This window comes from Halalkaliarchaeum sp. AArc-CO, assembly GCF_024972735.1.
Lineage (GTDB): Archaea > Halobacteriota > Halobacteria > Halobacteriales > Haloferacaceae > Halalkaliarchaeum.
Map to the genome: position 1 here is coordinate 1,083,917 of NZ_CP087723.1, position 21,814 is coordinate 1,105,730.

Here is a 21,814-nt window from a genome sequence, read left to right on the forward strand (position 1 = left end):
GGGTTACACAATGACGGAAATCCCACAGGGACGTGAAACCCGGGAACCGGATGGGACCGTATCGGATGACCGAGATGGTCAACGGATCCGGCGGCGAACTGCCCTCTGTTGTCTCGGAACCACGGCTGTCGTCGGACTTTCAGGCTGTGCGAGTCTGTTGCCGTCCGGCGATGCGGCAGGGGAGCGAACTATCACTGACGTCGTCGGCAGGACGGTCGATCTTCCCGAGTACGCAGACCGGATCGTGTGTGTCGGCGGTGGAACGCTCAGACAGATCGCGTACATGAAGGCCGCGGACCGCGTTGTCGGTGTCGAGAACATTCCCGAGCAGGCGCTCGACGAAATCCCCTACCTTCTGGCCAATCCCGGCCTCGGAGAGCTCCCGATCGTCGGCGAGAGCGGGATGGACAGGGACGGCAACGTCGAACAGATTCTCGAGGTCGATCCGGACGTGATCTTCTTCAACGGGGACAGCTCGCGTGCAGACGAGTTACGGCAGCGAACGAACACACCGGTCGTCGTCATCGGTGTCGACAGTATACTCGAGGAATCCGGTCGAGAATTACTGTACGACACGTGGGAGACTCTCGGTCAGACGCTCCGGAAAGAAGACCGCACAGCGGAGCTGCAGAGGTTCCTGGGGGAGGTAGTTTCGGATCTGAACGACCGCACCGACGACATCTCGGCTGCGGAGCGAAAAAGCGCCTACGCCGGTGCGTTTCGGTTCGGGGGTGCTCACGGACTGTCGACGACGCGCGGTGACACGACGATGTTCCGCTTTTCAAACGTCGACAACGCCATCGACGAGCTCGAGGTCGATCAACCCTCCGTAGCGTTGGGTCACGAGCGACTGCTGGAGGAAGATCCGGAGACCATATTCGTCGACGTGATGAGCAGCGAGAGAGTTCGAGGAGAGATCGACGAAAACCCGGAGCTCGGGTCCCTCACGGCGGTCGAACAGGGACGCGTATATACCGTCTTGCCGGTGTATCGTGACATGCGTAACTTCGGGTCGATCCTGTCGAACGCCTACTACGTCGGAATGACGCTTTATCCCGACCGATTCGTGGATGTCGATATCGAATCCCGAACGGACGACATCTTCGAGACGCTTCTGAATGCTCCCCTATACGAACGAATTAACCAGGAGTTCCCCGATGTCTTCCGACCACTTCTCTGAGCAGGTCGGTGAGCAGTCGGGCTTTCGGAACCACCGCGAATCTGTCCGTCGGAAAATCGGGTTCCTCGTCGGGACAACTGTGTTGTTGGGGATCCTCTGGGTCGTCGGGGTCGCAGTCGGCTCCGTCTCCTATCCCCTCGGCGACGTGGTGGCTGCACTCGTTCGCGATGGCCCCGAGTCACGACAGTTGGCTATCTGGCACGTTCGAATCCCTCGGGTGCTCGCGGCGACCCTCGCCGGCGGTGGGCTTGCAGTCGCCGGTGCGGCGATGCAGTCTGTGCTTCGGAACCCACTGGGCGCACCGTTCACGCTCGGTATCTCGCATGCAGCAGCCTTCGGTGCGGCTGTTACGATTGCGTTCGGCGGGTTCGGCGTCAGCGCGGAGTTCCTCACGCTGTCTGTGCAGACGATCGGAGCGTTCGTCGGTGCAATGACCGCAACCGTGGCGATTCTCTTGCTGGTGACCTACCGGGAGGCAACCCCCGAAACGTTGATTCTCACGGGGGTGGCGATCGGATCGCTGTTCAACGCCGGGCTCGCACTGATCCAGTATTTCGCCACTGACACGGAGGTTGCAGAGATAGTCTACTGGACGTTCGGCGACGTGAGCCGGGCTGCCTGGGACGAAATCGGATTCATGTTCGCAATATTCGTTCTGGGGCTGGGTTACTTCGTGTACAACGGTTGGAATTACGACGTGCTCGATGCCGGCACCGAGACCGCGCTGACGCTCGGCGTCAACGTCGAATCACTCCGAATCAGGGGGATGGCGATCGCGTCGCTCGTGACCGCAGTAATGATCTCGTTTGTCGGAATTATCGGGTTCGTCGGTCTCGTTGCACCACACATCGTCCGGATGGTCATCGGCGGAACTGAGAGATATCTACTTCCGGCGTCGGCGCTCGTCGGGGCAGCGTTGCTCGTCGCAGCGGACACGTTCGCTCGGACGATCGTTGCCCCGATCGTGCTGCCAGTAGGGATCGTCACGTCGTTTCTGGGCGCACCACTGTTCCTCTATTTGACAGTCGAAGGGAAGGACTACTGGAGATGACCCTCGAGATCTCCGATCTCACGTTTCGATACGACGATCTCACCGTCCTCGATGGTGTGGACCTCACAGTCGAATCCGGGGAAATTGTCGGACTGCTCGGACCGAACGGCTCCGGGAAGAGCACGCTTCTCAAGTCGATTCACCGGATTCACGATCCCGACAGCGGGACGATCGAAATAGACGGTCGGAGCGTTACGGAGTATCGACCCAAGGAACTCGCACGGGCGGCCAGCTACGTCCCACAGCACGGAGACAGCGCCTTTCCGGCGACGGTGTTCGAAACGGTTCTGCAGGGACGACGGCCACACGGAAGCTGGTCGCCCAGCCGGGATGACCGAAAGGCGGCGATCGATGTCCTCGAGCGTCTCGACATCGAACGCTTCGCCGCCCGCCGGATGAGCGACCTGAGCGGCGGACAGCAGCAGAAGGTTCGGTTTGCGCGTGCGTTGGTCGGCGATCCATCCGTGATGGTGCTCGACGAACCGACGAGTGCGCTCGATCTCAAACATCAGATCGCCGTGATCGATCTCGTTGCGGAGTACGTCCGCGAACAGGAGGTGGCCGCTATCGCCGCAATGCACGATCTTAATCTCGCATCCCGATACTGTAATCGCATCGCCTTGCTTCACGACGGGGACATCCACGCCGTCGGTTCGTCGGAGATCCTCACTCCCGAACTGATCAAAATTGTCTACGATGCTGACGTCTCTATCGTTCACCACAAGGGCCAGCGTATCGTGGTACCGGACGCAGCTACGGATACGGCCTAGGCTGGAATCGACAAGGGACGGAGCCGGGAAATTGACAGGCGTGCTTCGGAGACGCCTGACTGGCTACGGACAGCCGTTTTCCTTCAGTCAACGACGGAGTATGCGCCCCCGACGACCGTCAGGACGAGCAACAGTCGGGCGATCGTGGCGAGGAACGTCGTGGCGGCGAACACGAACGGTCGGTTGTCCAGGACGCTGAACGCGTATATCGTCGTGGTCTCCGGAAGAAACGGGATCGCGATGGCGATTCCGAGGCCGAGATAGCTGTATCGCTGGACGAGACCGACGAGCGTCTGCTGTTTGAACTGTTTGTAGTAGGGAACCCGTTCGAAAAACCGGACGACAGGTCCCGATCGACTGACCCCGTAGCCGATCCGGAGCGCGATCAAACTGCCGGCGGCTTTCCCCGCCGCGGACGTCACGATGACGAGAGGAAACGACACGTACCAGGGATACGCGAGGGCGAACGGGACGACCAGGACTGCCTCGGAGGGGAACGGGAGGAACGCGGCGACGACGACGGCATACAGGAATACGACCGCCAGCAGTATCCCTGGGGTCGCGATCGTCGAACTGGCCAACTCAGTTAACACGATACGAACGTTCACTGTCGGACGATATACATTGTGTGTTTGATTCGTCGACATTGCCAACAACTGTTAAGGAGGGCGCGACGAACGGAAGTACGAGCGATGAAACGTCGACGGATTCTCAGCGGCGTCCTGCTGGCTGTGACTGCGGGATGTACGGAGTTCGATGTCACAGAAGAGCCCGGAGGGAGCAGTTCCGACGGCGAGCACGCCGGATCGAGTGACTCTAACGGTGCGGCAACAGAACACGACCGAACGGAAGGGGACGGATCGACAAACGCACACACCGAGGAGCAAACACCCACCGACGAGACCGATCCCACCGATCCAGGCGACACTGAGGAGACTGACGGTGAATCGACAGACGTCGCGGGTGCGTCCCGGCTACCCGATCCGGAGCAGTTCGACCAGGATTACGTCGTGGTCGAATCCGCGTACAGCGATCCTGGAGCTGTCGAAGTCACGAGGACGTACTACTACGACGGGGTATCGACTGACCGGCCGGACACCGTCACTGCGACGATTATTCCGATCGAAACGGTGTCGCAGGCGGAGTCTCGATACGAACAGATCCTTCGGGATACGCGGTCCTCGCTGGACGCCACGGAGCGTGAGCTCGTGTTGACCGACGACCTCGTCGCGATGGAATTTCAGGCACGTCCCAACGACGACTACTTCACCGTCGTCGTCGCCAGGGATGGGACGGACGTGGGCGTCGTTACGGCCGACGACAGCGACGCGTACGATCCGACGATAGCTGCCACGGTTGTCGCAACGATGTTGTCAGAATCCGAGTCGGAGTGACGCTATCGTTGCCGAACGAGCGGTCGGTGCGCCCCCTGGCCGGCTGACTGCTGTGGATCGGTCGAGGGACCCAGGTTCGTAGACGGTTCGAGCCGGAACGGGATCCGCCCGTTGGTTTCGTACGCGACTCGCACCCGGACGGAGTCACCGAACTCCTCTGTAAGCGCGGCTTTTATCCGTTGCACCTCGCCGACGTTCGATTCGTCGGCCTGTCGAATTCGAAATTCGAGCCGGTTCGGGCTGAGCCCGGGCGTCTCTCGGGCGTACTCGGTGTAAAATTCCATCTGTTCGACAGCCCCCGCCGGCGTCGTCGACGATTCGGTGGCTTTGACTTCGATCAGCCGTCCGTCCGAGGTCACGAGATCTATCTCTCCTCTGGCCGCGTCACTCCCGGGATCCCTGACGACGCGCCCGATCTCGTCGACGTTGTCGGGCCCGAGCTTCGCGGCCAGGTGCAGCTCCGCGGCCGTCCCTTTCAGGTTCTCGATGTCGTCGACGTCGTGTCGTGTCGCCGCCCTCCAGATCTCGTCGAAGGTTCCTTCGGCTCCGTCCGACGCCCGCATTCCCTGGGTGTTCCGCAACACTGCGGCGTTCTCGAACAGTGCTCCGGCGTCGATCGTATCGCCGCCGGTAGTCGTGAACGGCTCCCTGTCTGCAAGCCGGATACCGACCTCGAGTTCGTCGATCTGGTCTGCCCGGATGAAGCCGTCCTCGACGAGGACTTCGAGGTGGTGTGGGTCGATCCCTTCGTCACTGACCGCCCTGATGGCGGCCGGGGAGGTCCCCTGATCGACGAGATTTCTGGCCGAGCGGAGGTCCGCCCCGTTTTCGGCGAGCCGAACGACCTCTGCCCGAGTGAAGTGGCCGTTGTCGACCAGCGTACGCGCCGGGTTCTGGCCCTGACTGTTGTGTCGGTAGTAATCGAGGACGATGTCGTAGCGCTGGTTGGTCGACAGCTCCCGACCGGACAACAGACGGGTCTGAGACAGCGTGTCTCCCAGTGCATACCGGTCTGCCCCCCGAAGCTGAGCGCTCATCGCGTCGGTTCGCCCGACGCGAACGAGGGTTTCGGCCCACTTCTGTGAGAGGCTCTGTCGGAGTGCGCCGCGGGTGAGCGACCGGGAGACGCTTCCGACGCTTTTGCCGACCGCCTGTGCCGGTTTACTGGCGAGATCCAGAGCGATCCATCCACCGCCGTACGCCATGAGTGTCCTGTCGTCGGTGTCCTTCCCACGCCTGAACTGCCCGTAATGCTCGGTGAATGCGTATCCGATGAAGTGGCCGGTGCGATACTCCAGCGAATCCCGATCGACGTACGATACACCGATCTCGTCGAAGTAGAAGTCGGCGTTGTCGTACGGATCCACCCCCTCCATCGTCCCCTCGGAGATGCCGATCTGCGTCAGTTCGGGCAACTGCTTCGACGGCATCGACATCGCGGTTCGAGCGCCGAACCGGTAGAACGGTTCCTGGTTAAAATCGTGCGAAGACGTCGTTTCTTCGCCGCTGTCGTGAACCGTGTACGACTCCTCTGACCGAGTTCGCTCCCACGTTTCTACGTTTGCAGTGACCGCGACGAGGCCGGTTTCCTCCCGGAGGTAGATCTGCGTCGTTCCGGTGTGGCCATCCCGGGCGAGCTGATCGAGGACGTTCTCGATCCGTTGAATGCGGGTTCCTTCCTCCGGTATTCGTTCGAACTCCTCGAACGCCTCGTGGGCCTCGTAATCACGGAGGCCGGCCTCCTCGGGGTCCGGAAGCGGCCGTAACGAGAGTTCTCGCCCGGAGGAATCTCCAGTGATAATGATCGGTTCGGCCATGTACTTCTCGACTTCGAGAGTGCGTTGTGTCCGAATCGGCTGATCGAACAGATCGACGTACCCGGTTGCGTCAGTCGTCGCGGTTTCTCCAGTTTCTCTGACGGTGACCTCCGCCCGGTTGAGCGGTTCGCCGGTTTCCGCATCGGTGAGCTGTATCGTCTCGCGAACTGTCTCTCGAAGATGAAAGTCAGTCTGACTCATCAGTGGGCGCTGCTGGAGTGGGTCGATGAGCCGCCCTTGGCCCTCGAACCCGTCTTTGTCCACACTGACTGACAGGGTCACGGCAGTCGGGACGTCACGAAACGTGAACTCTCCTGTCCCGGTTTTGTCCCGTGTTATCTCCATCTCGTTTGATAACAGTAGTCCGTCTCCACGGACGGTTCCATGGACGGTAACGTCGTCTAGCGGTTCGCCGGTTTCCCAGTGGGAGATCGTAATCGTGACGTCGGTGAACTTCTCTGCGAACACGGTGTGGCCGAGCCACTCGGTCCGTTCCGAGCCGATCGTGACTCCGGCCCTGACTCGTTTGTCGACAGCGGACTCGGGAAGATCGTCCCACCGGAGCGTGATCGTCTTCGTTTCCCCCGCCGGAATGACGTGTTCCGAACCGTCCGGCTCGCCGACGATCTCGCCGTCCCGTTCGACGACGCCGGAGAGAGATGTTACGACTTCCCGGTCCGTGGGGTTCGTGACTGCAAGTTCTACTGCGTCCTCGCCGACCTCATAAAAAGGATCGAGTCGTTCGGTTCGGGAGACGACGAGTTCGTCGGCTCCGACGTCGGTCGGGTCGACCTCGAACGCGCTGCTGTCGTACTTCTCTGCAACCGGTGTCTCCGACTGGGAGTCGCTCTCGTTACGGACTGCCAGTTCGACGCCGTACTCGCCGGATCTGGCGTCGGATTCGACGGTCCACGGGAGCGAAACCAGTTGCGTCGCTCCGGGTCGAAGCGTAACTGTTTCTTCGAGGGTGACGTCCTCGTTTGCCCTACTGTCGTGTCCGGAGGTCTCGATATCGGGTCCCAGAACTGTGTAGTGGAGTACAAACGTTTTGTCATCGTCGCCAGTGTTCGCGATTTCTGCCGTCGTTTCGACGGTCTCGCCCGCCGAAAACGGTCCGTCTTCGGTTTCGAGCCGAATGATTTCGGCGTCTACCTCGACCTCCTCGACGAAGACTGCTGTGAGTTTGCGGTCTCGGTCGGCGACGACAGCGATCGACGGTTCCTCGGTGTCCACGTCCGAAACGTCGCCTTCCCATCGATCGAACTCGTATCCATGATCGGATTGGGCCGTAAGTTCGACTTCAGTCCCCTCCTCGTAGCTTTGGATCGTTCCGAGTGTAGACGTTCCCGGCGGATCGATCGCGACCGCACCGCTTCCTTGCGTTTCGACGGTGAATGAATGCTCGACGGCCTTCTCGACGAGGAAGGCACCGTTCTCGTGGTCGCTGTCCAGGCGGTTGTCCGCGGCTGAACTGGCGAAGACGTTGCCGCCGGCGTCGTAGCTGCCGTCCGACATCGAGTCGGTTATTTCGAGGGAGAACGTCTCGGTGGTCGTTTCACCGGGTTCGAGTTCGACTGTCGTTTCTCCGGCGTAGTGGCTCCAGGTTCCATCCGGGCCGCGAGCGATCCCATCGATCAGAAACTCGTTTTCGACGTTGCCGACGTTTTCGACTGTCACGTCGATAGACGCCACTTCTCCCGGCGCGTAGCTGTCGCCTGCCACCGTTACGTCGGTAACTTTCGCGCCGACCTCCGCCGGCTCACGGAACGTGGCGGTAATCGTTCGATCCCGATCGATCGTCACCGTTATCGTTTCGGCGGTGGCGTCGTGGGACGGCACGTCGCCTTCCCATCGGTCGAACTCGTAGTCGGAGTCGGGGAACGCGATCAGCTCTACTTCCGTTCCTTCCTCGTAGGTCTGTGTCGTTCCGAGCGTGCTCATCCCTGGCGGATCGATACCGATTCCACCGTTTCCGCCGGATTCCACTGACAGTGTGTATTCAGCGACGTCCTCCTCGACGGTGACTGTCCACTCGGCGGCGGCGTCGTTATAGGTGCCGCTGCTGTCGAACACGTCCACTTCGATGGAGTAGGTTCCGGGCTCTTCGAAGCGGTACGACCAGGTGTCGGTGTCGGCACTTCCGTCCAGTCCATACGTGGCTTCCTGGAACGACCCGTCGACGTACCATTCCGTTCCGTGGAGATCTCCATCCGGATCCTCCGCCCCAACGCTGAACGTCACCAGTTCGCCTTCCTGAATGGTGAGCGATTGTTCGGGACTGTCGGTCCACGACTCTGGGGGTCCGCCGGCTTCCTCCTGGAACGTGGCGGTAATCGTGCGGTCCCGATCCATCGTTACCGTTATCGTTTCGGCGGTGGCGTCGTGTGAGGACACGTCGCCGTCCCACCGATCGAACTCGTAGTCGGTGTCGGGGAACGCGATCAGCTCTACTTGAGCCCCTTCCTCGTACGTCTGTGTCGTTCCGAGCGTGCTCATCCCTGGCGGATCGACTCCGATCCCCCCACCGTCCTCGGACGATATCGACAGCGTGTACTCCTCAACATCTTCTTCGACGGTGACTGTCCACTCGGCGGCGGCGTCGTTATAGGTGCCGCTGCTGTCGAACACGTCCACTTCGATGGAGTAGGTTCCGGGCTCTTCGAAGCGGTACGACCAGGTGTCGGTGTCGGCACTTCCGTCCAGTCCATACGTGGCTTCCTGGAACGACCCGTCGACGTACCATTCCGTTCCGTGGAGATCTCCATCCGGATCCTCCGCCCCAACGCTGAACGTCACCAGTTCGCCTTCCTGAATGGTGAGCGATTGTTCGGGACTGTCGGTCCACGACTCTGGGGGTCCGCCGGCTTCCTCCTGGAACGTGGCGGTAATCGTGCGGTCCCGATCCATCGTTACCGTTATCGTTTCGGCGGTGGCGTCGTGGGACGGCACGTCGCCTTCCCATCGGTCGAACTCGTAGTCGGTGTCGGGGAACGCGATCAGCTCTACTTCCGTTCCTTCCTCGTAGGTCTGTGTCGTTTCCAGCGTGCTCATCCCTGGCGGATCGACGCCGATCCCCCCACCGTCCTCGGACGATATCGACAGTGTGTACTCCTCGACATCCTCCTCCACGAGGAAGGCCCCGTTCTCGTGGTCGCCGTCCAGGCGGTTGTCCGCGGCCGGACTGGCGAAGACGTTGCCGCCGGCGTCGTAGCTCCCCTCCGGCATGGAGTCGGTTATTTCGAGGGAGAACGTTTCGGTGGTCGTTTCACCGGGTGCGAGTTCGACTGTCGTTTCTCCGGCGTAGTGGCTCCAGGTTCCATCCGGGCCGCGAGCGATCCCATCGATCAGAAACTCGTTTTCGACGTTGCCGACGTTTTCGACTGTCACGTCGATAGACGCCACTTCTCCCGGCGCGTAGCTGTCGCCTGCCACGGTGACGTCTGTCGTTCGTGCGTCGATTACTTCTCTGACTTCGAGGGCGTCTTGGTCGACTTCGGAATCGTACCAGTGGTCCTTTCGTTCGGAGTAGAACACGCCGGCACCTGCGGTGTAGGTCCCTTCTGTCGCGTCCTCGGGGATCTGGACCGATAACGTCACCGTCTGTTCCTCGCCGGAGAACCAGCCGTCGTCGAGATGTACGGTCGTCCCTTCCCCGGTTATCCAGTCGCCGTCCGGGTCTCGAACGCTCGCGTCGACGTAGAAGTCGTGGCTCGTCTCTCCGGTGTTTTGAATCGTCACCTCGATCGGAACGGCGTCCCCCGGCGCGTAGCTACCATCGACCGCTTCCACGTCGGTGATCTCTGCATCCGTGTCCTCGACTGAGAACACGTTCTCGAAGTCGGGTTCGTACTGGACTGAACCCTCGGCGCTGCCCGCGGTGGCAGCAGACGCGATAACACCCGTCCCCAGAACGAGGGCAAATATGGAAGCGACGAAAACGACGGTTGCGACGGTTTCAACCCCGGAACGACGGTCTCGTCTCGACATACACTGACTACCACCATGGACAGATGACACTTATACCTTTTCAGGAAATAATCGAGTGTGTGAATGTCCGCGAGTGAAGACTATATTACTATTTCTAGCCCAGGCGGCCGGTGTCGATGTCGACCCCAGGCGGGGTGACGACGAGAAAGCCCCGGAAGTGCATCAGTTCGCCACCCATGTCCCTGATCTCTCTGGCGAACCCCGCGGCCAGATCGTTCAGGTCCCCTTCTACCGCGAGCACGAGCGTCTTCCCGCCCTGTATCTCCGCGATCCACTCCTGCGGATCGGTCGTCCCGTCGAGCCGTGCCAGCACCACGACGCCGTCCTTCTCAATCATCGCGTCCAGCTGTTCTTCCGCGTTCCGCAGGTCCAGGTCGAACTCGCCCATACCCTTCGCTCGGAGAGCCACAGCAAAAACGTTCTGTCGCGCCGGCGGACTAGGTGTGACATCGACGCTCTGCTCGTCGGTCCGCGTGCGAGCAATCCACCCCCCTTCTCACCGACGAATACGTCCGTCCAACCGGTATATATACAGGGTGGACGAACGTTCGGAACCGTGAGGATATAAGGTGTATAATGGCATACTGCATTGAAACAGGTCGACGATGTCTGTCGATTTTACAGCAGTCGACTCGGTGGCAGGACGGCGGCGCCCTGCGACGCACTGTGACAGCGAAATACTTAAGTACTGTTCCACGCCCAGAAAGAAGCACAATGTCCAACGACATGGAGGCCACGTCGGCGAAGCCGGCGGGTCGAGTTCTTCCAGGGCACACTGGATAGCACTGGCGAGTTCGATTCTGTACAGATCTTCGACACGACGCTCCGAGACGGGGAGCAGTCACCACGCACGTCCTTCTCGACCGACGAAAAACGCGAGATAGCGGCTGCACTGGACGAGATGGGCGTGGGGGTCATCGAGGCTGGGTTCCCGGTCAATTCGGAGACAGAGTTCGAAACCGTTCGCGACATCGCGAGCGCGACGGAAACAACTACCTGCGGGCTGGCCCGGGTCGTCGACGGCGATATCGAGGCGGCACTGGACGCCGGCGTCGACATGGTGCACGTGTTCGTCTCGACTAGCGACGTCCAGCTCGAGGATTCGATGCACGCCTCCCGCGAGGAGGCGAAACGGCGCGCAGTAGAGAGCGTCGAACGCGTACGCGAGGCGGGCGTCGAGGTGATGTTCTCGCCGATGGACGCGACGCGAACCGACGAAACGTATCTGATCGAGGTGATCGAGGCCGTCACGGCGGCCGGCACCGACTGGATCAACATTCCGGACACCTGCGGGGTCGCAACCCCGGGGCGGTTCCGGAAACTGATCGCCACGGTGCGGGAACACACCGACGCGAAGATCGACGTCCACACCCACGACGACTTCGGCCTGGCGGCCGCGAACGCGCTTGCAGGCTTCGAGGCGGGCGCAAGCCAGGCGCAGGTGTCGGTAAACGGCATCGGCGAGCGCGCCGGAAACGCCGCCCTGGAGGAGGTCGTCATGGCCGCCGAGTCGATCTACGGCGCCGACACGGGAATCGACACGACGAGGATCACGGAGGTCTCCCGGATGGTCGAGCGCGCGAGCGACATCCCGGTGCCCGCGAACAAGCCGATCGTCGGTCGGAACGCGTTCGCCCACGAGAGTGGCATCCACGCCGCCGGGGTCATCGAAAACAGCGACACCTTCGAACCCGGCGTGATGACGCCGGAGATGGTCGGCGCACAGCGGGAGGTAGTACTCGGGAAGCACACCGGTACCCACGCCGTCAGACAGCACCTGGAGGAGGCCGGCTTCACGCCGACCGACGACGAGGTGCGGACGGTGACCGAGCGCGTGAAGGAACACGCGGCAAACAAGCGGGAGGTCACCGCCGGCGACGTAGTCCGGTTCGCGAAGGCCGTCGGCGTAGAAACCGACACCGAGGAATCAGAGGTGACCGCCTGAGATGGCGGTCGCGGCCGACGTTCGCCCCGGACAGCGACTGCGAGGTCAGTCTGCAGGCTGGAGTCCGTCCCGTTCGGAACGGCGCAATCGTTGCACCCCGCGACAGACATATAAGAGCGGACGTTCTGCGACCGTGTATGCGAGGGAACAGCACCGACAGGCTCGCTCCGTCCGGAGCGGCCGCTTCAGGTCGGTCCCTCGCGGGTGCCGTTCTCGGCGGGATTATTGTAGGGGCCTAGCCCCTACACCACATCCACCTTCTGACCCACGCATTGCTCGACCGCCAAGCGACGGCGGTGTTACGCACCTCGCACCCGACCGCGGGGTTTTTCGGCAGGGTTCATTCGAAACCCGGGCCACGCCGGAACGGCGACGCGGGAACCGACCGAGCCGAACACGACGACACGGAACACGGATGACAACTGGAACGCGACGGAACGACGCACGATCGAACGGAACAGAACCGAACGACACACGACCGAACGGAGGAAACGCATGAGCGAATCACCGACTGCAGCCGAACGGAAACGGGGCGGCGAGGCGGAGGAGCCCGACGCGGAGAAACCGGAAGCCGGAGCAAACGGGAACGCCGGGGAAACCGGCGAACCACGTGACCCTGCGGCAGTTCCCGAGACGGGTGCTGCAGCAATCGTCGCCGCACTCGAGGCGGCCGCCGTCGACACGGCGTTCGGCGTCCAGGGTGGCGCCATCATGCCCGTGTACGACGAGCTGTACGACTCTTCGGTGCACCACGTCACGATGGCCCACGAGCAGGGGGCGGCCCACGCGGCGGACGCGTACGGCATCGTCGCAGGCGAGCCCGGGGTCTGTCTCGCGACGTCGGGTCCCGGCGCGACGAACCTGGTGACCGGCATCGCGGACGCGTCGATGGATTCAGATGCCATGCTGGCGCTGACCGGACAGGTTCCCACCGAGTTCGTCGGTAACGACGCCTTCCAGGAGGTCGACACGATCGGCATCACGACGCCGATCACGAAACACAACTACTTCGCAGAGGACTCGGCGACCGTCGGGGACGTCGTCGGCGAGGCGTTCGCGCTGGCGAACACAGGTCGACCCGGACCGACCCTGGTCGATCTCCCCAAGGACGTGAGCTTCGGCGAGGCCGGTAGCGAACCGGCGCCACCGAAACCGCCGGCGCGTGCCGATCCCCACCCCGACGCAGCCAGCGACGACGTCGAACGGGCCGCTCGCGCGATAGAGCGGGCCGAACGACCGGTGTGTCTCTTCGGCGGCGGTGTCATCAAAGGCGACGCAAGCGAGGAGGCCAGAACGTTCGCGCGGGAACTCGGAATTCCGGTCGTGACGACGATGCCCGGGATCGGGAGCTTCCCCGACGACGATCCGCTCTGTCTGGAGTGGGCCGGGATGCACGGCACCGGCTACGCCAACATGGCGATCACACACACGGATCTGCTGATCGGCGTCGGAACGCGGTTCGACGACCGACTCACCGGCGGAGTCGAGACGTTCGCTCCGGAAGCCGAGGTCGTTCACGTCGACATCGATCCGGCCGAGGTCTCGAAGAATATCTACGCGGACTACCCACTGATCGGCGACGCCGGCACGGTGCTGGAGCAGCTGCGGGCGGAGATCCGACAGCCCCCCGAGGCGGGACCCTGGCGCGACCAGTGCGAGCAGTGGACCGAGGAGTATCCGATGACGTACCGGGCCGACGAGGAGGAGCCGCTCAAACCACAGTTCGTCGTCGAGGCGTTCGACGAGGCGACCGACGACGACACGGTCGTCACCGCCGGCGTCGGCCAACACCAGATGTGGGCCGCCCAGTTTTGGACGTTCACCGAGCCCCGCACCTGGCTGTCGAGCCACGGGCTGGGGACGATGGGCTACGGCGTTCCAGGCGCGATCGGCGCGCGCGTCGCGCTGGACGACGCCGGCGAGACAGAGAGGGACGTTGTCTGCTTCGACGGCGACGGATCGTTCCTGATGACGATGCAGGAACTGTCGGTGGCGGTCAGAGAGCACATGGACGTCACCTTCGTGGTGCTCAACAACGAGTACATCGGGATGGTCCGGCAGTGGCAGGACGCCTTCTTCGAGGGGCGCCACATGGCCTCCGACTACAACTGGATGCCGGAGTTCGACACCCTCGCGGAGGCATTCGGCGCCCGTGGGTTCCGGATCGACGACTACGACGAGGTTTCGGAGGTCGTCGAGGAGGCGCTGGCGTACGACGGGCCATCGGTCGTGGACGCCCACGTGGATCCCGACGAGAACGTCTACCCGATGGTGCCAAGCGGCGGCGCGAACGGACTGTTCGCCCTCTCGGAGGATCAGCTATGAGCGGGGAATCGGACGCCCCCCGCGACGGACTTCCGGGGCCGTCACCCGAGGAGCGCCCGCATCCCGAAGGGAGACGGAACAAACAGGGAATTCGGATCGACCCCGCGGCGGAGGCTGAAAAACGGCCCCGCAGGGCGGTGATCTCCGCGTTGGTCGACCACGAACCCGGCGTGCTTTCGCGGGTGTCCGGCCTCGTGTCGCGCCGGCAGTTCAACATCGAGAGCCTGACAGTCGGACCGACCACCGTCGAGGGGCACGCCCGGATCACGATGGTCGTCGAGGAGCCGGATCCGGGGATCGACCAGATCAAAAAACAGCTGGACAAGCTGATCCCGGTGATCGCCGTCGGAGAACTCGACGACGACGCCATAAGCACCGAAGTGGCGCTGTTGAAAGTGAGCGGCGACGAGCCGGACAAGGTCCATGCAGTAACCGAGATGTACGACGGGACGGCACGGGACGCCGGGCCGGAGACGATTACCGTCCAGCTCACCGGCGATACCGCGACGATCGACGACGCGGTGAACGCCTTCCGCCAGTTCGGTATCATCGAGATCGCCCGGACCGGGCCGACAGCGCTGGCACACGGCTCGAAGACCACCGTCCCCGGCGAACGGCCGGCCTACACGGGTGAGCCCACGACGACGGCCGACGCGGATCGCGAACGAAACGGCACAACGCAGGCAGAACTGGACGAGACGGCAGCAACGGACGAGACGACAAAAACAAACGAGACCGAAGACACACGATGACGGACACACAGGACACGACAGAGCTGAGCAGCACAGTATACTACGACGAGGACGCCGACCGGTCGTACATCGACGACAAGACGGTCGCCGTGATCGGCTACGGGAGCCAGGGACACGCCCACGCGGGCAACCTCGCCGACAGCGGCGTCGACGTCGTCGTCGGACTCAGGGAGGGTTCCGCCTCCCGTGAGGCGGCGGAGGCCGAGGGGCTCGAGGTCGCGACGACCGCGGAGGCCGCCGCACGGGCGGACATCGTCTCCGTGCTCGTCCCCGACAGCGTCCAGCCGACGGTGTACGAACACGAGATAGAACCGAACCTGGAGCCGGGGGACACGCTCCAGTTCGCCCACGGGTTCAACGTCCATTACAATCAGATTCAGCCGCCCGAAGACGTCGACGTGACCATGGTGGCGCCGAAATCGCCGGGGCATCTGGTTCGACGGAACTACGAAAACGACGAGGGGACGCCGGGGCTACTCGCGGTGTACCGGGACGCGACCGGCGAGGCGACCCAGGAAGGGCTGGCGTACGCCCACGCGATCGGCTGCACCCGTGCGGGCGTCGTCGAGACCACGTTCGAAGAGGAGACCGAGACCGACCTGTTCGGCGAGCAGGCCGTGCTGTGTGGCGGCGTCACCGCGCTCGTGAAAACCGGGTACGAGACGCTTGTCGACGCCGGCTACTCACCGGAAATGGCCTACTTCGAGTGCCTCAACGAACTGAAACTCATCGTCGATCTGATGTACGAGGGAGGTCTCGGCGGGATGTGGGACTCCGTGTCCGACACCGCGGAGTACGGCGGCCTCACCCGCGGGGACCGCGTCGTCGGCGAGCACGCCCGCGAGGAGATGGACGCGCTCCTCGAGGAGGTACAGGACGGCACGTTCGCCCGACAGTGGATCACGGAAAACCAGGCGGGGCGGCCGCAGTACACCCAGCTCAGGCAGGCGGACAAGGACCACGAAATCGAGGCGGTCGGCGAGGAACTCCGCGGCCTGTTCGCATGGGGCGACGACGGGGGACCGGACAGCGATGGATCGACCGACGAGGAAACGGACAAACAGGAGGTGACCGCGAATGACTGAGGAGAGCGACCAGCGGATGGCGGACGTGAATCACACGAACCCCCACACGGGCGAGACGTTCGGCGCAGTGTACCGACGCGGGCCGGCAGTCGCCGACGGCGGTGAGACGCGGGAGTCGGCGGCGGAATCTGACCGGAAAACGATGGCCGACGTCGATCACGAATCCCCAAACGGGGACGTGGCCGGCGTCTGGGACCGGGGACTGGACGTGCCGGACGTTCCCGGCGTACCGAACGTAGCCACCGACTCCGGAGAACCGAGGGCTTCGGACGATTGAGATGAGCGAGGGTACGCTGTACGACAAGGTGTGGGATCGCCACCGGGTGACCACGTTGCCGACCGGACAGGACCAGCTGTTCGTCGGCCTCCATCTGGTCCACGAGGTGACGAGCCCGCAGGCGTTCGGAATGTTGCAGGAACGCGACCTCGAGGTGGCGTTTCCCGGCCGGACTCACGCGACGGTCGATCACATCGTCCCGACTGGGAACCGCGAGCGACCGTACCCGGACGACGCCGCAGAGCAGATGATGGCAGAACTCGAGGAGAACGTCCGGTCGGCCGGGATCGACTTCTCGCATCCCGACAGTGGCGATCAGGGGATCGTCCACGTGATCGGTCCCGAGCAGGGACTCACCCAGCCGGGAATGACGATCGTCTGTGGCGACTCGCACACCTCGACCCACGGCGCGTTCGGCGCGCTCGCGTTCGGGATCGGTACCTCACAGATCCGGGACGTGCTGGCGACCGGCTGCGTGGCGATGGAGAAACAGAAGGTCCGGAAGGTCGAGGTAACCGGTGAACTCGGCCCGGCCGTCACAGCAAAGGACGTGATCCTGTCGATCATCCGGGAGCTCGGCACCGACGGCGGCGTCGGCTACGTCTACGAGTACGCCGGCGACGCGATCGAGAGTCTCGGTATGGAGGGTCGGATGTCGATCTGTAACATGTCGATCGAGGGGGGCGCCCGCGCGGGCTACGTCAACCCCGACGAGACTACCTACGAGTGGCTCCGAGAAACCGACGCCTTCGCCGACGATCCGGACGCGTTCGAGGAGCTGAAACCCTACTGGGAGTCGGTGCGGTCCGACGAGGACGCCGAATACGACGACGTCGTGACCATCGACGGCTCGGCGATCGAACCGATGGTCACCTGGGGCACCACTCCGGGGCAAGGGGTCGGAATCAGCGAACCGATTCCGGAGGCGTCGTCGCTGCCCGCAGACAAGCAGGAGACCGCACGGCGGGCACAGGAACACATGGGCGTCGAACCGGGCGACACGATGGAAGGGTATCCGATCGACGTCGCGTTCCTCGGTTCGTGTACGAACGCCCGGCTGAAGGACCTCCGCGAGGCGGCCGAGATAGTCGAAGGGCGACACGTCGCAGACGACGTGCGGGCGATGGTCGTTCCCGGCAGCCAGCGCGTCCAGCGGGCGGCAAAAGCGGAGGGGCTCGACGAGGTGTTCGCGGCGGCCGGCTTCGACTGGCGAGAACCCGGCTGTTCGATGTGTCTCGGAATGAACGAGGATCAGCTGGTCGGCGACGAGGCGAGCGCGTCCTCCTCGAACCGGAACTTCGTCGGGCGTCAGGGATCGAAGGACGGCCGGACCGTCCTGATGAGTCCGATCATGGTCGCGGCGGCGGCGGTGACCGGCGAGGTCACCGACGTGCGGAAACTGACGGAGGTGTCGACGGCATGAGCGTCGATCACGAGGAGTTCGCCGACGGCGAGGCGCCTGCCGAAAAGGTGACCGACGTCTCCGGAACCGGGATCCCGGTCCGGGGCAACGACATCGACACCGACCAGATCATCCCCGCCCGGTTCATGAAGGTCGTCACCTTCGACGGGCTGGGACAGTTTGCCTTCTTCGACCAGCGGTTTGACGATGAAGACAACGAAAAGAAGCACCCGTTCAACGACGAGCGGTTCCAGGGGGCGAACGTGCTCGTGGTGAACGCCAACTTCGGCTGCGGCTCCTCCCGCGAGCACGCCCCGCAGGCGCTGATGCGGTGGGGGATCGACGCCGTCGTCGGGGAGTCGTTCGCGGAGATATTCGCGGGGAACTGCCTCGCGCTGGGGATCCCGACCGTCACCGCCAGCGGCGAGGAGATCGACCGGCTGCAGTCGTTCGTCGACGAGAACCCCGACGCCGAGATCGAGATCGACGTCGAACGCGAACAGATCCGGTACGCGGATCGGATCGTCGACGCCGAGGTGAACGATGCCCAGCGGAAAGCACTCGTCGAGGGGGTGTGGGACACCACCGCGCTGATGGCGGCGAACCGCGATGCCGTCGAGGACGTCGCTCGTTCGCTGCCGTACGTTTCCGACGAGCACGTTCCGGACGATCGTGTATCGGGGGAGGACACGTGACCGACGAGATCGTCGTCGTCCCCGGCGACGGGATCGGGCAGGAAGTGGTCCCCGCCGCGATCGACGTCCTGGAAGCGCTCGACGTCGAGTTCACGTTCCGGAAGGCAGACGCCGGCGACACCGTGAAGGACGCGACCGGCGAGGCGTTGCCTGAGGAAACCCGCCAGGCGGTCGCCAGCGCCGACGCGACGCTGTTCGGGGCGGCAGGCGAGACCGCGGCGGACGTCATCCTCCCGCTCCGGCGGGCGGTCGACTCGTTCGTGAACGTCCGGCCCGCCAGGGCGTACCCCGGCGTCGACGCGTTGCGTCCGGAGACGGACCTCGTGTTCCTTCGAGAGAACACCGAGGGCGTCTACGCCGGTCACGAGTCGCGGTTGACCGACGACGTCTCGACGCTCACCCGGGTGGTGACGAAGAGTGCCTCACGGCGGCTGGCAGAATACGCCTGCGAGTACGCCGGTGAAGAGGGCGTTACGGTCGCACACAAGGCGAACGTGATGCGGGAGACGGACGGACTGTTCCGCGATACGGTGCTCTCTGTCGCCGACGAGCAGGGTGTTCCGGCCGACACCGTGTTGATGGACGCTTTCGCGACCCACGTCTGTCTCGATCCCGCCCAGTTCGGCGTCGTCGTCTGTCCGAACCTCGCGGGCGACGTGCTCTCGGATCTGGCAGCGGGGCTCGTCGGCGGGTTGGGGCTGTTGCCGTCGGCGAACGTCGGCCCCGAACGCGGCGTCTTCGAACCCGTCCACGGCACCGCGCCCGACATCGCGGGCGAGGGGGTCGCGAACCCGACCGCCGCGCAGCTGTCGGCGGCGATGATGCTCGAGTTCCTCGGCCACGAGTCGGAGGCGGCCGCAGTGGAGGAGGCAGTCGAAGGCGTGCTCGCTGACGGACCACACACCCCGGATCTCGGCGGCTCCGCCTCGACGGACGAGGTGACACAGGCCGTGATCGACCGGTTGGCCTAGGCTGATTCGGCGTTATTGCAACGATACGTTCAGGCGATCCTGCAACCGCCGCAAATCACTCTGCGATCACGAGTATCTCCGTGTTGGAACGCTCGTCGGCGTAGTTCGATCCGGCGGGGGGTTTGATGTCGATCGTCAACGTTCCGTCGGGCTGGTTCGCCCGGAGTTCGGGATCGACTTCCACGGTCGCAACCCCATTTTCGTCCGTTTCGGCGTATGCGACGCCGTCGTGTTGGGCAGTCCCACCTCGGATTACCACCGTCGCGTCTGCGACTGGCGTTCCTTCGGGATCGATCACGGTCACCTCGATCGACTGCTCGCCCGGCGTGACGATCTCCGGCTCTGGTTGTGCGTCGAGTTCGGTGACTGCCAGTCCCTCTATCCCCGAGAGCATCCCCATCATGACGCTGAGCGAGGCGACGCCGACCACGAGCGCGATGACCAGTCGGACGGGTAACCCCTCGATCGCGCGCCGGTCCGCCAGAAACTGTCGGCCAGACTGTTCGTCGACACAGTGTCTGTCGGGGGTTCCGAGGGTGGATGAGCGCCGAGTCGGTGATGGATCCTGATCGGACATGACCCGTGATGGGTCCGGTTTCGTATTTGAAACCCCGGGCGGACACTTATATACAACTGCGCGACACACCTCCCCGTGCACGTTCTCGGACGTGACGGCGAAGAGAGCTCTCGCCCACGCGGCGGTGAAGAGAGTCCTCGGCCGACGGTGACACTCGGGCGATTCCTGGCCAGGGACGGGAGCACCGGTGCACCCGTCGAATTCGACATCGACACCCCCCATGCCGGTCTCGTCGTCGGAAAGCGGGGGAGTGGGAAGTCGTACACGCTCGGCGTGCTGGCGGAGGCGCTCGCGGAGACGCCGGGGGTGACGCCGATCGTTGCCGATCCGATGGGCGCCTTCCAGGGGTTGGCCGACGGTGCGACGGCCGATGTTCGGGCGAGGTTCGTTTCCGAGCCTCGAGTCCCGGCGGATTCGCTCCCGCCGCAAATCTGGCCGAAGCTGTTCGGGATCGGCCCGACCTCGGCGGCCGGGAGCCTGCTGTGGCGTGTCGCCGAGCAGCGATCCACGCTGGCGGACATGCTCGCGTCTGTCGACGGGGAAGCCGATCGAATCGCGGTCGATGCGCGCCCCGAAACCCGGCGTGCGGTTCGAAACTACCTCCGGCTCGCGGAGTCGTGGGGTGTGTTCGATCCCGACGGGCTGTCTCCGTCGGCGCTGCTGTCGTCGGATGCGACGGTTCTCGACCTGTCGGGGACGTCCGCCGCTCCGCTGGGGGTTCTCCTCCGGACGATCGCGACGGGACTGTACGAGACCTGTCTCGCGAGTCGCCCAGACCGGCTGCCGTGGCTCCTTCTGGACGAGGCACACGTCGCGTTCGACGGGATCGCCGGCCCGGCTCTGGAGACCCTTTCGACCCGCGGACGTACCCCGGGAGTGAGCTTCGTCGCCGCCACCCAGCGTCCGGGGACGTTGCCGTCCACCGTCGTTTCACAGGCGGACGTGATGATCGCACACGAACTCACCGCCGAGGACGACCTCGCGGCGTTGTCGGCTGCAGCTCCGACGTACCTCGCGGTCGACGTTCGGGAGAAACTCCCTCGAACGACCGGCACCGCGCTGGTGATCGACGACGCGACCGGAGGTGTCCACACCGTCTCGATCCGGAGACGACGGACCTCCCACAGAGGTGGCTCTCCCCGGGTGAGCGATTCCGAAGGCGACAGGTAAAGAAGGATCGCACACGTACTGAAGTCGATGAGTGAGCGGACACACGACCGATCGGACGTCCCGCCGGACGACCCGTCGGACGGCTCATCGGATATCCCGACCGACGGGTCGACGACCGCTGGAGACGAGTTCGTGGCTCCCGAGGAGTCGTCGCCGTCGCTTGAAGACCTCACGCTTCCCGAACGCGTACTGCTTGCGGCAATCCAGGATCCGGTTCGCGGGTTCGTCGTCGTCGCTCTGCTCCTGTTTGCGGTGTCGTTTCTGATCGCGCTCGCGTTCGTTTATCCGTTGGTCGCAGCCGGGTTCTTCCTGTTTTCCGCGATCGTTCTGCTCGCGTTCGTCGGATACGGGGTTCGACAGCTTCGGACTCGTGAAACCGAACGCAGTGACTGAGTCGAAGACTACCAACCACCCGG

At 63.6% G+C, this 21,814-nt stretch carries 18 protein-coding genes; 14 read left to right on the top strand and 4 right to left on the bottom strand.

Annotated features, from left to right (window positions below):
* The first annotated feature begins 10 nt into the window (after window positions 1–10).
* Genes AArcCO_RS06050 through AArcCO_RS06060 form a run of 3 tightly spaced genes read left to right on the top strand, consistent with a single transcriptional unit; the run spans window position 11 to window position 3,001 of the window.
* Window positions 11–1,180, top strand: a complete 1,170-nt coding sequence (locus tag AArcCO_RS06050; protein WP_259535655.1) for an ABC transporter substrate-binding protein — start codon at window positions 11–13, stop codon at window positions 1,178–1,180.
* Window positions 1,158–2,231 (top strand): FecCD family ABC transporter permease, encoded by a 1,074-nt coding sequence (locus tag AArcCO_RS06055; protein WP_259535657.1) that lies wholly within the window; start codon window positions 1,158–1,160, stop codon window positions 2,229–2,231. Before AArcCO_RS06050 ends, AArcCO_RS06055 begins: the two co-directional genes overlap by 23 nt.
* On the top strand, window positions 2,228–3,001 hold the full coding sequence (locus AArcCO_RS06060) for an ABC transporter ATP-binding protein (protein WP_259535659.1): 774 nt from the start codon (window positions 2,228–2,230) through the stop codon (window positions 2,999–3,001). Before AArcCO_RS06055 ends, AArcCO_RS06060 begins: the two co-directional genes overlap by 4 nt.
* Before the next feature lie 83 nt (window positions 3,002–3,084).
* Here the strand turns inward: AArcCO_RS06060 and AArcCO_RS06065 are convergent, their stop codons facing one another.
* Entirely contained in the window at window positions 3,085–3,594 is a 510-nt protein-coding gene (locus AArcCO_RS06065) for a VTT domain-containing protein (RefSeq protein WP_259535661.1), read from the bottom strand.
* A gap of 99 nt (window positions 3,595–3,693) precedes the next feature.
* Here AArcCO_RS06065 and AArcCO_RS06070 point away from each other — a divergent pair, with 99 nt between their 5' ends.
* The gene (locus tag AArcCO_RS06070) at window positions 3,694–4,395 is read left to right on the top strand and encodes a hypothetical protein (RefSeq protein WP_259535662.1); all 702 of its coding nucleotides are present in this window, start codon (window positions 3,694–3,696) and stop codon (window positions 4,393–4,395) included.
* A gap of 2 nt (window positions 4,396–4,397) precedes the next feature.
* Here AArcCO_RS06070 and AArcCO_RS06075 read toward each other — a convergent pair whose 3' ends face one another.
* Together AArcCO_RS06075 and AArcCO_RS06080 are read right to left on the bottom strand one after the other, a co-directional pair.
* Window positions 4,398–10,199 carry an InlB B-repeat-containing protein gene (locus AArcCO_RS06075; protein ID WP_259535664.1) on the bottom strand — a complete coding sequence of 1,934 codons (5,802 nt, stop codon included), beginning with the start codon at window positions 10,197–10,199 and terminating at the stop codon, window positions 4,398–4,400.
* Between the two features lie 94 nt (window positions 10,200–10,293).
* The gene (locus AArcCO_RS06080; RefSeq protein ID WP_259535666.1) at window positions 10,294–10,587 is read right to left on the bottom strand and encodes a DUF5779 family protein; all 294 of its coding nucleotides are present in this window, start codon (window positions 10,585–10,587) and stop codon (window positions 10,294–10,296) included.
* A gap of 300 nt (window positions 10,588–10,887) precedes the next feature.
* On the opposite strand from AArcCO_RS06080, the gene AArcCO_RS06085 reads away from it, so the two are divergent.
* From AArcCO_RS06085 to AArcCO_RS06120, 8 genes are all read left to right on the top strand, one after another.
* Window positions 10,888–12,144 carry a LeuA family protein gene (locus AArcCO_RS06085; protein WP_259536391.1) on the top strand — a complete coding sequence of 419 codons (1,257 nt, stop codon included), beginning with the start codon at window positions 10,888–10,890 and terminating at the stop codon, window positions 12,142–12,144.
* Between the two features lie 495 nt (window positions 12,145–12,639).
* On the top strand, window positions 12,640–14,469 hold the full coding sequence (gene ilvB, locus AArcCO_RS06090) for a biosynthetic-type acetolactate synthase large subunit (protein ID WP_259535668.1): 1,830 nt from the start codon (window positions 12,640–12,642) through the stop codon (window positions 14,467–14,469).
* Window positions 14,466–15,221: an acetolactate synthase small subunit gene (gene ilvN / locus AArcCO_RS06095; RefSeq protein WP_259535670.1), complete on the top strand. Its 756-nt coding sequence runs from the start codon at window positions 14,466–14,468 to the stop codon at window positions 15,219–15,221. Before ilvB ends, ilvN begins: the two co-directional genes overlap by 4 nt.
* A complete protein-coding gene (gene ilvC / locus AArcCO_RS06100) occupies window positions 15,218–16,306 on the top strand; it encodes a ketol-acid reductoisomerase (RefSeq protein ID WP_259535672.1) in 1,089 nt (362 codons plus the stop codon). Before ilvN ends, ilvC begins: the two co-directional genes overlap by 4 nt.
* Window positions 16,299–16,583, top strand: coding sequence for a DUF7989 family protein (locus AArcCO_RS06105; RefSeq protein WP_259535673.1), 285 nt, complete (start codon window positions 16,299–16,301; stop codon window positions 16,581–16,583). The genes ilvC and AArcCO_RS06105 overlap by 8 nt, the downstream gene beginning before the upstream one ends.
* Before the next feature lies 1 nt (window position 16,584).
* A complete protein-coding gene (gene leuC / locus AArcCO_RS06110) occupies window positions 16,585–18,006 on the top strand; it encodes a 3-isopropylmalate dehydratase large subunit (RefSeq protein ID WP_259535675.1) in 1,422 nt (473 codons plus the stop codon).
* Window positions 18,003–18,680, top strand: a complete 678-nt coding sequence (gene leuD, locus AArcCO_RS06115) for a 3-isopropylmalate dehydratase small subunit (RefSeq protein ID WP_259535677.1) — start codon at window positions 18,003–18,005, stop codon at window positions 18,678–18,680. Before leuC ends, leuD begins: the two co-directional genes overlap by 4 nt.
* Window positions 18,677–19,651: an isocitrate/isopropylmalate family dehydrogenase gene (locus AArcCO_RS06120; protein ID WP_259535679.1), complete on the top strand. Its 975-nt coding sequence runs from the start codon at window positions 18,677–18,679 to the stop codon at window positions 19,649–19,651. Before leuD ends, AArcCO_RS06120 begins: the two co-directional genes overlap by 4 nt.
* A 55-nt stretch (window positions 19,652–19,706) precedes the next feature.
* On the opposite strand, the gene AArcCO_RS06125 is transcribed toward AArcCO_RS06120, so the two are convergent.
* Window positions 19,707–20,228 (bottom strand): DUF7382 domain-containing protein, encoded by a 522-nt coding sequence (locus AArcCO_RS06125; protein WP_259535681.1) that lies wholly within the window; start codon window positions 20,226–20,228, stop codon window positions 19,707–19,709.
* A gap of 75 nt (window positions 20,229–20,303) precedes the next feature.
* Here AArcCO_RS06125 and AArcCO_RS06130 point away from each other — a divergent pair, with 75 nt between their 5' ends.
* On the top strand, window positions 20,304–21,398 hold the full coding sequence (locus AArcCO_RS06130; protein WP_259535683.1) for an ATP-binding protein: 1,095 nt from the start codon (window positions 20,304–20,306) through the stop codon (window positions 21,396–21,398).
* Window positions 21,399–21,425: 27 nt separating this feature from the next.
* Complete coding sequence (locus AArcCO_RS06135; RefSeq protein ID WP_259535685.1) at window positions 21,426–21,791, top strand: hypothetical protein; 366 nt, start codon at window positions 21,426–21,428, stop codon at window positions 21,789–21,791.
* The last annotated feature ends 23 nt before the right edge of the window (window positions 21,792–21,814 follow it).